The 14,312-nt window shown below is 73.4% G+C and carries 9 protein-coding genes; 2 read left to right on the plus strand and 7 right to left on the minus strand.

The window, feature by feature from the left end; translation table 11 throughout:
- Positions 1-113 precede the first annotated feature (113 nt).
- On the plus strand, positions 114-2,060 hold the full coding sequence (locus ABEA87_RS09550; RefSeq protein ID WP_345628001.1) for a penicillin-binding transpeptidase domain-containing protein: 1,947 nt from the start codon (positions 114-116) through the stop codon (positions 2,058-2,060).
- A gap of 9 nt (positions 2,061-2,069) precedes the next feature.
- Positions 2,070-2,525, plus strand: coding sequence for a hypothetical protein (locus ABEA87_RS09555; RefSeq protein ID WP_345628002.1), 456 nt, complete (start codon positions 2,070-2,072; stop codon positions 2,523-2,525).
- 3 nt (positions 2,526-2,528) lie between these two features.
- Here ABEA87_RS09555 and ABEA87_RS09560 read toward each other — a convergent pair whose 3' ends face one another.
- From ABEA87_RS09560 to ABEA87_RS09590, 7 genes are all read right to left on the minus strand, one after another.
- Positions 2,529-3,593 carry an arginase family protein gene (locus ABEA87_RS09560; RefSeq protein ID WP_425570807.1) on the minus strand — a complete coding sequence of 355 codons (1,065 nt, stop codon included), beginning with the start codon at positions 3,591-3,593 and terminating at the stop codon, positions 2,529-2,531.
- A gap of 9 nt (positions 3,594-3,602) precedes the next feature.
- Positions 3,603-4,562: a tetratricopeptide repeat protein gene (locus ABEA87_RS09565; protein WP_345628004.1), complete on the minus strand. Its 960-nt coding sequence runs from the start codon at positions 4,560-4,562 to the stop codon at positions 3,603-3,605.
- A 145-nt stretch (positions 4,563-4,707) separates the two neighbouring features.
- A complete protein-coding gene (locus ABEA87_RS09570) occupies positions 4,708-5,601 on the minus strand; it encodes an ABC transporter ATP-binding protein (RefSeq protein WP_345628006.1) in 894 nt (297 codons plus the stop codon).
- 2 nt (positions 5,602-5,603) lie between these two features.
- Positions 5,604-6,302 carry a hypothetical protein gene (locus ABEA87_RS09575; RefSeq protein WP_345628007.1) on the minus strand — a complete coding sequence of 233 codons (699 nt, stop codon included), beginning with the start codon at positions 6,300-6,302 and terminating at the stop codon, positions 5,604-5,606.
- Positions 6,299-9,331 (minus strand): ABC transporter permease, encoded by a 3,033-nt coding sequence (locus ABEA87_RS09580; RefSeq protein ID WP_345628009.1) that lies wholly within the window; start codon positions 9,329-9,331, stop codon positions 6,299-6,301. The genes ABEA87_RS09575 and ABEA87_RS09580 overlap by 4 nt, the downstream gene beginning before the upstream one ends.
- A complete protein-coding gene (locus ABEA87_RS09585; protein WP_345628011.1) occupies positions 9,328-12,462 on the minus strand; it encodes an ABC transporter permease family protein in 3,135 nt (1,044 codons plus the stop codon). Before ABEA87_RS09585 ends, ABEA87_RS09580 begins: the two co-directional genes overlap by 4 nt.
- A 102-nt stretch (positions 12,463-12,564) precedes the next feature.
- Complete coding sequence (locus ABEA87_RS09590; protein WP_345628013.1) at positions 12,565-14,238, minus strand: acyl-CoA mutase large subunit family protein; 1,674 nt, start codon at positions 14,236-14,238, stop codon at positions 12,565-12,567.
- Between the last annotated feature and the right edge of the window lie 74 nt (positions 14,239-14,312).

Consider the following 14,312-nt stretch of genomic DNA (forward strand, 5'->3'; position numbering starts at 1 on the left):
GGGGCGGGCCCGGCGATTGTGACGTCTCAGACAAGATTGCCCACCCAGGCCCCCGGCGGCCGGGGCAGCGGGCGTTGTAGCTGTGGGACACAATCGCTGCCGGAGGTGCCTCAATGCGTCCACGCGTCCGCGCGACCGCCCTGCTCGTCGCCGCCGTCCTGACCGGCGGTGGCCTGGCCGCCTGCTCCAGCGGGCCCGGCCCGGCCTCGGCGATCTCGGACTTCATGACCGGGTGGCGGACCGGCCAGTTCGCCGGCTCGCTCCACCTGATCGGGCCGTCCGGCGACGCGCTGACCGGCCAGGCGGTGGCCACCCAGATCAAGACCCTCTCCGGCGACCTGGCCGCCGCCAAGCCCACGCTCAAGGCGGGCACGGCGACGGTGGACAAGGACGACGCGAGGGTTCCGATCGACGTGGCGTGGCCGGTCGAGAGCGGAGTCACCTGGAGCTACCAGACCACCCTGCGGCTGCGGCGCAACGACGGTAAGTGGGATCCGATCTTCGAGCCTTCCGTGGTCGCCGCGCAGCTGACCGAGGGCGACAAGCTGACGGTCAAGACCGCCGCGGCGACCCGGGGCTCCATCCTCGACGGCGGCGGCCAGCCGCTGGTGACCGCGCAGCCGGTGGTGAATGTCGGTGTCCAGCCCAGCCTGATCACCGACCAGACCTCCTTGATCAACTCTCTGAACGCCGCCTTCAGGTCGGCCAACGTCGATGTCGACCTCGCCGACCTGCCCAACCAGATCAAGGACGCCCAGCCCACCGCGTTCGTGCCGGTCGTCACGCTGCGCCAGACGGTCTACAACCAGATCCGGTCACAGATCCACGACCTGAACGGGACGGTGTTCACCACCAGCACCCTGGACCTCGGCCCCACCAGCACCTTCGCCCGCGCGCTGCTCGGCTCGGTGGGCGACGTGACCAAGGAGCGGATGGACAAGAGCCCGGGCAAGTACCAGATCGGCGACCAGGTCGGCTTCGGCGGTCTGGAAGAGGCCTACGACGACCAGCTGCGCGGCAAGAGCGGCGTGTCCGTGATCGCCGTGCCGGCGAAGTCGTCGAACGACTCGGGCGACGACTCGAGCGGCGACTCAACCGGCGACCAGGACGGCAAGACCCTGTTCACCAGCGACCCGGTGGCCGGCAAGTCGATCAAGACGACGCTGGACCAGCGGACCGAGAAGGCCGCCGAGACGGCGTTGACTATGACCCAGCAGCCATCCGCGCTGGTGGCCATCCGGATCTCGGACGGGTCGATCCTGGCGGTCGCCAACGGTCCCGGCGCGCAGGGCCAGGACCTGGCGCTGGACGCCCAGGTCCCGCCCGGCTCGATGTTCAAGACCGTCACCGCCACCAACCTGCTCGAGGCAGGCAAGATCGACGTCAACACCGCCGTCAACTGCCCGCAGACCCTCACGGTGGACGGGTACACCATCCACAACTCCGAATTCGAGCAACTGGGCACCGTGCCGCTGCACGTGGACTTCGCCAAGTCCTGCAACACCGCGTTCGCGTCGCTGGCCCCCAAGCTCGGCCCGACCGGGCTCGCCGACACCGCCAAGCGGCTGGGCGTCGGCATCCCGTGGGACCTGGGCATCGACGCGTACACCGGCAGCGTCTCGGCCAACGGCGACGCGGCCGAGCAGGCGGCCGCCGCGTTCGGGCAGGGCAAGACGACGGTGTCCCCGGTCATCATGGCGGCCATGGCGGCGGCGGTGCAGCGCGGGCAGTGGAAGCAGCCGCACCTGATCCTCGATCCGGCTCCGGCCCACCCCGCGCCCGATCAGGCGCCGCTGAAGTCCTCGACGGTCTCCGCGCTCAAGCAGATGATGCGCGAGGTGGTCACCGACGGCACGGCGGTCAAGGACAAGAACGTGCCGGGCGACCCGATCTACGGCAAGACCGGCACCGCCGAGCACGACAACAAGCCGTCCCCCACCCACTCCTGGTTCATGGGATACCGGGGCGACATCGCGTTCGCCGTGTTCGTCGAGGACGGCGGCATGAGCACCGACGCCGCCGTGCCGATCGCCGGGAAGTTCTTCACGGCGCTGGGCTAACGTGCAGGGGTGGACGCGTTCGCCGACTTCATCGAGGAGGCTGGCCGTGGGCAGTTCCGCGCGCCGGCCGGCGAGGGCTGGACCGCGGAGCGCATCGTCGCCTACGTGGCCAGCAACAACGAGCAGCTGATCGCGACCACCGAGGCGCTGCTGGCCGGGCGCGAGACCAGCTACGACAACCGGGGGGCGCTCGGCGACCGGGCGCTGGACGCCTACGCGGCGTCCTACAACGGCCTGCGCGGGCTGGTCGACCGGTTGGCCATCACGGTGGCGGTACTGCGCGACCTGACCGCCCAGCTCGGCGCGGTCGGCGACACCCCGGTCCCATCCCGGGTGCAGGACGGCGACCAGGTGGTCCTAGACGCCCCGACGCCATGGCTCAAGGTTCTCGAGACGAACGCGGACCGGCACACCCGGGAACGCCTCGACCAGCTGCGCGCGCTGCGCGAGGACCCCAAGGGTTAGGGCCTACGCCGTCTCCGCGGTCGTGCGCGGCACCGATATCGGCTCGGCACGCTGCGCCGGCATCACGATCGGCACCGGCCGGCTGTCCTCCCCGGGCCGCAGCAGCGGCGCGAGCCCGGTGACCAGCGAGGCGACCAGTTCCCGGGCGTACGTGCCGTCCGGGTCGTAGTCCGGGTCGAACACGGTCAGCTCCATGCCCAGGCAGTCCGGGGTGTCCACCAGGCCGGAGATGAGCAGCTCCAGCTCCGCGTAGGCGATGCCGCCATCGTCCGGGGCGTCGACCGCCGGCATCACGGCCGGGTCCAGCACGTCCACGTCCACATGCAGCCAGTACCCGATGCACCCGGCCAGCTGCTCGCGCGCCCACTGGGCGGTGCGGCCGGCGCCGTCGCCGCGCAGCTGCGGCACCGACCGGTGCGCCACGCCGGCCGCGCGCAGGTCCAGCCGGTACTCGTCCTGGGACCGGATGCCCAGCAGCACCACGTTCTCGTCGCGCAGATAGGGCCGCAGCCCGTCGATGTCGGTCAGGTCCGGCTGTCCCCGCCCGGTGGCCAGTGCGACGTCCTCGCCGGCCGCCGCGCCCACGTAGGAAGCGTTGCCCGGGTGCCGGAAGTCCGAGTGGCCGTCCACGTAGACCAGCCCGTACGGCAGCCCGTCCCGGTCGGACATCCGCCGCAACGTCAGCGCCGCGCCGAGCATGATCGAACAGTCCCCGCCCAGGATCAGCGGAAATTCCCCACGATCGACGATCACCTCGATCCGCCGGGACAGCCGGCGCGAATACCAGGCGACGGCCTCGGCCTGACTGACCCCGTCGCCGGGCCGCCAGTCGCCGGGGTCGTATCGCGGCGGCGTCAGGCAGCCGGCGTCCCGGGCGCCGAGCCGGGCCAGCAGCTCCTGGTCGCGCAGGGCACCCGGTGCCTTGGCGCAGCCCGGTACCGAACTCACCGTCGGCGGCCGCAGCCCCAGGTTGCTCGGCGCGTCCAGGACCGCGATGCGCCGCACCCCGGCCGCCGACGACACCACGGGACGCGGTGCCGCGGCCGGACGGCCGGGGTCGAGGGGCATTGCCGCCTCCTAGAAGAGGGCGCTCGCGAGCGCTCGGCGGGCCGCGATGACAGCCGGGTCGTCAGGTCCGGCGACGGTGAACAGCGACACCAGGTGCTGGCGCACCGACTCCCGGTCCGCCCCGAATGTGCGTCGCACCAGGTCGACCAGCCGCTTGTACGCGACCTCGGCCTGGCCGGAGACCACCTCGATGTCCGCGGCCAGCGTCTGTGCGGCGATGTCGTCCGGCGCGGCTTGGGCCGCCGCGAGCGCCGCGGCCGGATCGGCGCCCTCGATGCGGCGCAGCAGGCCGACCTGCGCCAGCCCGGCCTCGGCGATGGCGTCCGCGGGCGACTCGGCGAGCACCTTGCGGTACGCCTGCTCGGCCGCCTCAAGGTCACCGCTCATCAGCGCGTCGTCGGCGGCCTCCAGCCGGGGATCGGCCGGCGTCTCGACCTGCACCCCGGCCGCCTGGCACACCTCGGCGATGAACGGGCGCAGCTGGTTCTCCGGCACCGCGCCGGTGAAGCCCGGGGCGAGCCGGCCGCCGATGGCGACGAACGCCGCCGGGATGCCCGGCAGCTGCAGCGCGTCGGCGAGCCGAGGGTTGGTATCCGTGTCGACCCGGGCGAACACCCAGGCGCCGTTGCCCTCGATGGCGAGCTTCTCAAGGACCGTGGCGAGCTGCTTGGACGACTCGGACCGGGGCGACCAGAACTCGATGATCACGGGAATCGTGAGCGATCGCTCCAGCACCTCGGTCTGGAACGTGGCTTCCGTCACATCAATGATCGCCATGCCGCCCGCCGGGGCGGCGGGGCCACCCGGAATGCCGGCGGGCAGCCCGCCGGGCGCCGGCTCGCCGGGCGCCGGCTCGCCGGCCGGGGCACCGGACGTCGGGGCCGGGCTGGACGGCGGCGGGGTGCGCAGGGCGCTCAGGTCGACCGCGCCGCGCGTGAAGATCGACGGAGTGTTACGCGGATCAGTCATGCCACGACCTCGTCATGAAGCTCTATCGCGCCCAGTCCGATGATTCGCTCCCTGTGCCACCTCATGCCGCCGCCTCGCTCCGCTCGCCGACGCCATGAGGCTCTAACGCGCTGAGTCGGTTGATTCGCTCGCTGCTCATGGTTCCCTAGTCTGGCACGCCACCGGAAGCATGCGGTGGTGCCAGCGCCGCGTGTGCGCCACCGGCCACCAACGAGACCGTCCCCTCCTCGTGATCGACGGTGAACAACGTGCCGGGCGGGTACACACCCAGCACTTCGGGCGGCAGCTGGATGGTCCCGTCCCCGGCCACCACGGCGAAGTCCTGGCCGTCGCGCCCCTCCGCGCCGACCCGCCCGTCCCGGATGGTCACCGCGCGACCCAGCCGGGCACCCACCTCGGCGTCGTGGGTCACCACCACGATCGTGGTGCCCCGCTCCTGGTTGACCGTCTCCAGCGCGTTCAGTACCTCGTCGCGCCCGTGCGTGTCCAGCTGCGAGGTGGGCTCGTCCACCAGCAGCAGGCCCGGCCCGGCCGCGATGCCCACCGCGAGCGCCGCCCGCTGCCGGGCACCCGGCGGCAGTTCACCGACCTTCGCCCGACCCTGCCCGGCCAGCCCGACCAGGTCCAGGATCCGGTCCGGGTCGTCCAGCTGGATGCCGGACGTGCGGGCCGCCCGGCGCTGGGCGAGCCAGATGTTGCGGTGCAGGTCCGCGTAGGCCAGCAGGTTGCGCGCCGCGCCCTGCAGCACCACACCGATCTCGGTACCCCGCAGCCGGGAAACCTCCGAATCGGACAATTTTCCCATGTCGTACGTGCCGATGTTCACCCGGCCGGCCGACGGTCGCATCAGGCCGGCGAGCAGTGAGATCAGCGTCGACTTGCCCGAGCCGGACGGGCCGACCAGGGCCAGCATCTCGCCCGGACTGATCGACAGATCCACGCCGGCCAGCGCCACGATGTCCCCGGCGCCGGCCGCGCCCGCCTCGGAGGCGCGGTAGATGTGCACGACTCGCCGGCAAGCCACCGCGAGACCGCTCATGATTACCTCCCCGTGATCTCGGGGCGCTCGAAACGCTCGAAACGCCCGAACCGCCGGATCCTCCGGCTCAGGTCGTACGCCGCGACCAGGGCCACGCCGACCAGCATGGCCACCGCCACCGCCCAGGTCCAGAGCACGACGCCCGGCCTCGGCCAACTCGGTGCCGGCCACGGCACCGTCTGGGTGGCGAACATCGGGATATCGACGCCCGCCACCACCCACGCCGCCGCGGCGGCCAGCAGCACGCCGAGGCCGGCGGTCAGCAGGTAGAACCACAACGCCATGGCCGGGCCCTGCCCGTCGAGCCGGGAGCGGGCCTGGCCGACCCGGGACTGTCCGGTCACCACCAGCCCCTCGTTCGCCCCGGTCGGGCAACGGCCGGTCAGCGCGAGGTGGTCGCAGACCCGCTCCCGGTAGTCCAGCGGCACCCCCAGGCTCACCTCGCCCCGCTGGTACCGGCCGGTCTCCGACATGTTCAGGTAGCCGGTGGCACCGGGCACCGTGAAGGCGCGGTCGACCACGGCCCGGAAGGTGGACAGTTCGTCGGCCGCGGCACGGTCGAGGTCCTGATCGCGGGTGGCCTCGAAGATCCGGTCGATGGCCGGCGCGGTGGCCACGTCGCCCGCCAGCAGGGCCAGGACGAGAACAGTCAGGGTCTGGGCGCGTCTCGCCCGCAGCGCGCCCAGCACCAACCGGATCATTCCCGTTCCCGCCGCCGCGCGTCGAGTCCGGCCGAGATTATCCGGGACGACACGAGAGCGACAGCCGTCATTGCGACTCCGGCTGCCGCCCAGGCCAGGAGCACGGGCGACCAGTGCGGCCACAGCGGCGGCGGCAGCACCTGTACCCCGTCGGCGAAGAGCGGGATCGATGTACCGGTGAGCAGCCACGCGACGAGGGCCGCGAGCGGCCCGAGCACCAGGGCGGCCAGCACCAGCCCCAGGTACCCGTACCGGTTGGCCGCGGCCACCGCGGCGCGCGGCACCCCCTGGACGCGCAGCGCGCGCAGCTGGCCGGCGGCCCGCCGGTCCACGGTCGCGATGAGGACCAGCCCGCCCAGCGCGAGCAGCACCGACAGCGCCCCGGCGAGCAGGTGGAAGCGCAGCCCGGTGGCCGGGCCCTGCCGGTCGAGATAGCGCAGCTGGGCGGTGTCGGTATGTCTGTCCAATATGGACAGACCTTGCTGGCGCAGCCGGTCGACCAGGCCGGCCGGCGCGTCGGCGGCGAGCCAGACCTGCGGCTTGGTCGCCGGGCCGACGTCCCGCGCGTCCCGTTCGGCGTACTCGAAGTCGACCATGATCCCGCGGTCGCCCAGCCGGGGCAGGATCGTGACGATGCCGGCGGAGACCACCGGCATGGCGGACTGGTCCAGGCCGGCGAGCGTGCTGCGGCCCAGCCTTCCGGTGGAGACGACCGGCAGCGGGTACGGCGCGTCGACCGGCAGGAACCAGGCGTCCACACCGATGCCGGCCGACTTCTGGCGCACCTCGAGCCCGTCCGATCCCGGGGTGAGCTCCGGCACCGCGGCGCTGTCGGTGGGCGCGGGGGTCCGCCACGAGCCGGCCCGGGTCAGCCCGATGTCCAGCGGGGTGCCCGGATCACCCTGGTCGATTCCGTGCACCACGATGTCGAAGTCGAAGTCGGCGCTGGACGCGGCGGACACCTCGAAGCCCATCAGCCGGCAACCGTCCCGGCAGTCCGGCGCCTGAGCCGCGTACCGGTGCCGGCCGGGAAGGAGGCGGCCGAGGTTGACCACCGTCGTCGAACCGTCGTCGGCCGACGCCAGGTGACCGATCAGGTCCAACTCGGTCGCCTGGTCGAGCTCGTTCGCGGTGAGGTCGACGCCGATCGCCTCGGACTTGATCATCACTGGCGCCGGCACGGACGGGTGCAGCAGGGCCGCGGTCTTGGCGGCGGACAGCCCGCCGGCGGGTTCGAGCCAGTTGGTCACCGCCGCCAGCCGGGTGCTGTCCACGGCCAGGGTGGGTGCGTCGTCCTTGACCAGCGACGGCAGCGAGGTCACCGCCATCGCGTACCGGCCGGTGGGGTCGGCGGCGCGCACCGCGTTGAGCAGCGTGCCCACCTCGACCCCGCCCACGTCCAGCACCGTCGACGCGCCCTCCTCGACGACGCTGCGCTGGCCGTCGGCCTGACCCGCCACGTTGCTGAGGGTCACCGCGAACGAGAGCTGGGCGATCGCCACGACGAGCAGCGCCAGCAGTCGCGCGGTGCCCGGCCGGCGGGCCAGGCGCAGCGCGCCGAGCGCCGGACCGATCCGGCCCCGGCGCAGCGCCCGGCCGCCGATCCAGCCGGCCGCCGGCGCGACCAGCCGGGCGGCGAGCAGGGCGACCGCGAGCACCACCAGGCCGGGGGCGAGCAGCATCACGCCGGTCAGCCGGCCGGGGTTGGTCCGTAGCTGGATCACGGCCGCCACCGCGACCGGGTAGATCATCGCCTCCAGCACCAGCCCTCGCCAGGCTCCGGCGCGCGACGGCACCTGGCGCAGCAGTTCGGCCACTGGCGCGGCGAACGGGCGCCGGGTCGCCAGCACGGTGGCGACCAGCGTGCCGAGCAGGGCGACCCCGGCCCAGCGCAGCGGCTGCCACGAGGGTGTCACCGGGCCGGCCCCGGACAGCAGCAGGCGGGCAGCCACGGCCACCGCCGCGTACCCGGTGAGGTAGCCCAGCACCGAGCCGACCAGGATGGCCACCGTGGTCTCGCCGAGCACCAGCCACCACCGGACCGCCACCGAGGTGCCGCGCAGCTTGAGCAGGCCGACCTCGCTGCGCCGGATCTCGGTCGCGTACCCGACGGCCAGCAGCATCACCAGCCAGGCGAGGATCACCAGCGGTATCGCGGCCAACGGCACCACCTCGCGCAGCGCTGACTCGTCCGCGTCGATGCGGGCGAACAGCGCGGGTATCGCGGTGCTGGCGGTGATCTGGCCGGCCTTGGCCCGGTTGGTCGCGCCGAACACGCTCGCCTTCAACACGCCGAGGTCCTGTGAGGTGAGCGCGGCGGGATCGAGCAGCGCGTCGACGCTCTGCCGCTCCTGCTGGTGGCTCAGCGCCTGCATGGTGCCGCGGGTGGTGAACGCCGGCTCGGCGTGCCCGGTACCGGAGATGATCCCCGGGGAGGCGTCGAAGTAGTAGTGGTCGGCCCAGTACCGGGCGGACGTGTCGGCCACCCGGTAGACGCCGACCACGGACAGGAAGGCGGGCGGCCCGACGGGCGTCGGCCCCTCCTTGGTCTGGATGCTCTCCCGCTCCAGCACCGTCTGTCCACTGTGTACGCCGAGACGGGCGGCGGTCTGCTCGCCGAGCATGATCTCGTTGGTGCCGATCGGGCAGCGGCCCGACACGATCTGCACGTGGTCGCAGACCCCTTCGCGGAAGACCAGCCGAGGCGTGGTAACCGCCCGCGGACCCTTGAGGTAGGCGTCGAATTCGGCGGCGAACACCGTGCTGAGGCCGGGCCCGCTCAGCAGCGCCGGTGCCGTCGACTCGAAGGTCTGGTCCCGGCCCTGGCCCAGGCTGACGCTTGAGGTCGCCTCGATCGCCAGCTCGGACGCGGGCGCCCGGGACAGCTCGTTCACGGTCACCGAACGGTCGGCCGCGGTCAGGAAGGCCGGGCCGGCCACCGCCGCGGCGACCGCGACGACGGCCAGCGCGAGCGCGGTCAGCGCCCGGCCGAGCCGGGCCCGCAGCATGGTCAGGATCAGCCCGATCACCGGGTCACCCGCCGAATCAACTGCCGGCCGCCGAGCGCCGCCGTCGCGCCCAGCAGCACGGCCGCCAGTGCCGCCGCGACCAGCAGCCCGCCGGGTCGCAACAGCGCGGGCGGCGGAAGCACGTGCCAGCCGTCGGTGAACAGCGGCAGGGCGGCCCCGGCGCCGGTCACCAGCCGGTCCACCGGCGCCACGACCAGGCCGGCCAGCAACGCCGCGCCGGCCAGCCAGGCGTACCCGCCGAACGCCACCGCGCGCGCTACCCGGTGGGTCAGCCCCTGGGTACGCAGTGCGGCCAACTCGTCGGACCGGGGCCCGCGCTCCACGGCGGCGGCCAGCACCAGCCCGGCCGCCGCCAGGATCACCGCCAGCGCCGCGCCGAGCAGTTGGAAGCGCAGCGCGATGGCCGTCCCCTCCTGGCCGTACCGGGCCTGCCGGCCGGAGATCGTGTCGTCCCCGGTGACGCGCAGTCCGGCGGAGCGGAGTCTGTCCACGATGGATGCGGGAGCGCCCGGCGCCAACCACACCTCCGACACCACCGGCCCCCCTCCGTCGTCGACCAGCCGGTCGGCGTAGTCGAGATCCACCAGTGCGCCCGAGGCGCCGAGCCGGGGCAGCACGTCCGCCCGGCCCGCGACCCGGATCGGCACGGAGTCCGACCCGAACAGGTCCACCACCGGATCGCCCGCCAGCCCGGCGTCCTTCAGCTTCCCGGCGAGCAGCACCGGCACCGGGGTCGGCGCGTCGACCAGGTACACCTGCCCGTTCGGCTGGGTGAGGTCGGTCAGCTGCTGATCGCTCGGCAGGCTGATCCGCAGCCCGCCCGGCGCACCGGCCAGTACGGGGCCGGCGGCGTTCGCGCTGACGGTCGGTCGCCATCGGGCCGGGTTGCGGAAGTCGGCCACGTCGGCCGGTGCCGGATCGCCCGAGCCGGTGCCGCCGGTGCCGGTGCCGTCGGCATTGGCGCCGTCGTCGGCGGCGGCCGGAGCGAAGGCGTTCAGCACCAGGTCCAGGCCGGCGTGGGGAGGGGTCAGCGGCTGCCCGGTCGCGCCGAGCACCGCGGCCAATGCGAAGTCGTCCAGCCGGCAGCCGGGCCGGGGTACGCACTCCGGGCTGTCCGCCACGTACCGGTGCGCGCCCGGCCGCAGCGGCCCGTACCGCAGGCCCATCCGGCGCCCGTCCGGCGCGGCCACGTCGGCGACCACGTACACCGGCTGGCCGCCGGCCGCGTTGAGCGTCGCGTTCAGGGCGAGCCGGGGCGCCGCCACGAACACCGGTGGCGGGGCCGGCGGGTGCAGCTCGGCCGCCAGCCTGCCCGGGGCCACCCCGTACCTGGGATTCCAGGCGGCCACCGCGGCCAGCCGGGTGGTGTCCACCGCCAGCACGGCGGGCACCCCGCTCTGGGTGCTGGCCTGGATCGCCGCCATCGCGTAGCGGCCGGACGGATCGGCGCCGCGTACGGCGGTGAGCAGCCGCCCGGCGCCGACCGGTTCGACCGTCAGCACCCGGTCGGCGCCCAGTTCCTGCGCGGCCCGGTCGTGCCGCGCCGCCGACGAGGTGTCCCACGCCAGGGCGGCGTACCCGGCCACCGCCACCGCCACCGCCATGAGGGCGAACAGCCGCTCCAGGCCGGGCCGGCGGGCCAGGTAGGTGGCGATGAGCACGCCGCGCAGCCGCCCGGAGCGCAGCGCGCGCACCGCCAACCGGGCCGCGACCGGCACCAGCAGCCGGGCCGCCAGCAGGCCGGCGGCGAACGCGACCAGCCCGGGAGCGACCACCACCAGCCCCACGTCCTGACCGTTCGCGGCGGCATGGACCTGGTACACGCCGGCCAGCGCGAGCATCACGAGCGCGAAGTCGACCACCGCGGTGAGCCGCCCGCGCCACCCGGCGCGCCGGCGCGGCGGCGTGCGCCGCAGCAGTTCGACCACGCCGGTGCGGACCGTGCGCCGCTCGGCGACCAGCGCGGCGAGCAGGCCGCCCAGCACCGCGACGGCCGCCGCGCCGGCGGCCAGCAGCACGGCCCACAGCACCTGGCTCCGGTCCTGGACGGCGCCGGCAGTGGCCCGGGCCAGCACCCAGCCGAGCAGCGCGCCGGGCACCACCCCGGCCAGTACGGGCAGCGCGCTCTGCGCCCCCGCCAGGATCCAGATCCGCCGGGGCGCCAGCCCCCGCAACTTGACCAGGCCGAGGTCGGCCCGGCGCGCGGTGGCGCCCATGGTGACGGCGAGGAACAGCGCGAACCATCCGAACAGCACCAGTTCCCCGGTGCCCAGCGGCACGCCGAGCAGGATCAGCCGCTGGTCCGACCGTACCCGGTCGATCAGGTTGGGCACGCCGGTGTGCACGTCGAACTCCTGCGCCGACAGGCGGCTGGTGCCGTCGGCGACGGCCTGCGCCACGGGCTCGAGACGGGTCGCGTCGAGCGCGCCCGGTCCGGCGATGAAGTCGATGCTGTCGGCGACGTCGGTGGACCTGGTGGCGACGAGCGCCTTCTCGCTGACGAACACCGCGTCCGGTGGCCCGGACAGCCCGTTGGTCTGTGACTGCGCCGGCGGGGCGGCGGCCAGCAGCGAGCCCGTCCCCCAGTACGGGCCGCCCGGGTTCTTGGCCTGGTACAAGCCGGTGACGCGCAGCTTCAGCGGCTTGCTGAGGCTGGAGGCGGCGAACTGGAACCGATCGCCGACCCGTACCCCGAGGGCCGCCGCGGTGCGCACCGACAGCATCGCGTCGCCGGTACCGGTCGGGCAGGCGCCCTGCACCTCGACCTGGGCGCACACGCCGTCGCGCGCCGCCATCGGGGAGGAGGCGCCGCCGGCGGGGCCCAGGATCTCGCCCGCGACACTCGCGCCGTTGATCTGTTCGAACCGGGGCAGCTTCAGGGCCTGACGGATCTGCGCGCGGTACTGGGTCAGGACCTGGTCGCCGTCGGACACCGAGGCCTGGCGGCTCGCCGTGACCAGGCGCTGCGGGACGGGCGCGGAGGAGACGTCGTGCAGCGCGACCGCGCTGGTGGCGGCGAACACGAAAAACGGCGCGGCCACCGCGGCTGCTGTCACCAGTACGGCGATGACCAGCAGCGCGGCGGCCTGAGTACGTCTGGCGCGGATAGCGCATAGCGCCACGGCGAGCATCTGGGCCCTCCCCCACGGCCGTCCCGCCGGGCGCGACGGCCCGGGCCACGACCGATGGATCGTGACCTATGGGGGACTCGTCAGCCGCCGCTCAGGTTGCATTCAGAATCGAGCGGGTTCCCGATAGGTGCCCCACTCGGCCCGCAGCGCGTCGCAGATCTCGCCGAGGCTCGCCTCCGCCCGGGCCGCGTCCAGCATGCTCGGGATCAGGTTCTCCTCGCCGCGGGCCGCCTCAACCATCCGGTCCAGCGCCGCCTTCACGGCGACGGAGTCCCGGGCCGCCCTCCGGCCCGCCAGCGCCTCGCGCTGCACCAGCTCCACCTCGTGCGGGATGCGCAGGATCTCCAGTTCCCTGGCGACCGTCCCGGTGTGCACGTTGACACCGACCACGCGCTTGTCGCCCTTCTCCACGGCCTGCTGGTAGACGAACGCCGACTCGGCGATCTGCGAGGTGAACCAGCCGTCCTCGATGCCACGCAGGATGCCGGAGGTGATGGTGCCGTCCGAGCCCATCTCGCGGATCTTGGCGAAGGTCGCCTCGGCCTCCGCCTCGATCCGGTTGGTCAACTCCTCCACGTACCACGATCCGCCGAGCGGGTCGGCCACGTTGGCCACCCCGGTCTCCTCCATCAGCACCTGCTGCGTGCGCAGCGCGATCTCCGCCGACTCGTCGGTGGGCAGCGCCAGCGTCTCGTCCAGCGCGTTGGTGTGCAGGGAGTTGGTGCCGCCCAGCACGGCGGCCAGCGCCTCGACGGCGGTGCGGACCACGTTGTTCACCGGCTGCTGAGCGGTCAGCGACACCCCGGCGGTCTGGGTGTGGAACCGCAGCCACATCGCCCGATCCTCGGTGGCGCCGTACTCGTCGCGCAGCCAGCGGGCCCAGATCCGCCGGGCCGCCCGGAACTTGGCGATCTCCTCGAAGAAGTCGACGTGCGCGTCGAAGAAGAACGACAGGCCGGGTGCGAACGTGTTGACGTCCAGCCCGCGGGAGCGCCCGAGCTCCACGTACCCGAACCCGTCGGCGAGCGTGTACGCCAGCTCCTGCGCCGCGGTCGCGCCGGCCTCCCTGATGTGGTACCCGGACACCGACAGCGGCTTGTACCTGGGAATGTTGGCGGCACAGTATTCCATCAGGTCGCCGATCAGCCGCAGGTGCGGCTCGGGCTCGAACAGCCACTCCTTCTGGGCGATGTACTCCTTGAAGATGTCGGTCTGCAGCGTGCCGTCCAATGTGGACAGATCGGCACCCTGGCGCTCGGCGGCCACCAGGTACATGCAGAACACCGGCACCGCCGGGCCGCTGATCGTCATCGAGGTGGTGACCCCGGCAAGATCGATACCGTCGAAGAGCACCTGCATGTCGGCGGCCGAGTCGATGGCCACCCCGCAGTGCCCGACCTCGCCCAGCGCCTGCGGGTCGTCGGAGTCGCGACCCATCAGCGTGGGCATGTCGAAGGCCACGGACAGCCCGCCCCCGCCGGCGCCGAGGATCAGCTTGTACCGCTCGTTGGTCTGCCGCGCGTTGCCGAAGCCGGCGAACTGGCGGATCGTCCACCTCCGGCCGCGGTACCCGGTCGGGTACAGGCCACGGGTGAACGGGTACTCGCCCGGCCAGCCGATGCGCTCGAATCCCGGATAGTCCACCCCTGACGGGGGCCCGTACACCGGCTCCACCGGCGCCCCGGACAGCGTGCTGAAGTCCGCGTCCCGCTTGGTCGCCGCGTCGTACCGGGCCTGCCAGCGCGCCCGGCCCTCGGCGATGTCCCGTGCCTCCATCCTCGCAGTGTAGAGCCATACCTGAACGATCCCTAAGGACAGCGGGTGTGTACTCGGACACTGGGGACGAACCC

Source organism: Rugosimonospora acidiphila (genome assembly GCF_039543385.1).
Lineage (GTDB): Bacteria > Actinomycetota > Actinomycetes > Mycobacteriales > Micromonosporaceae > Rugosimonospora > Rugosimonospora acidiphila.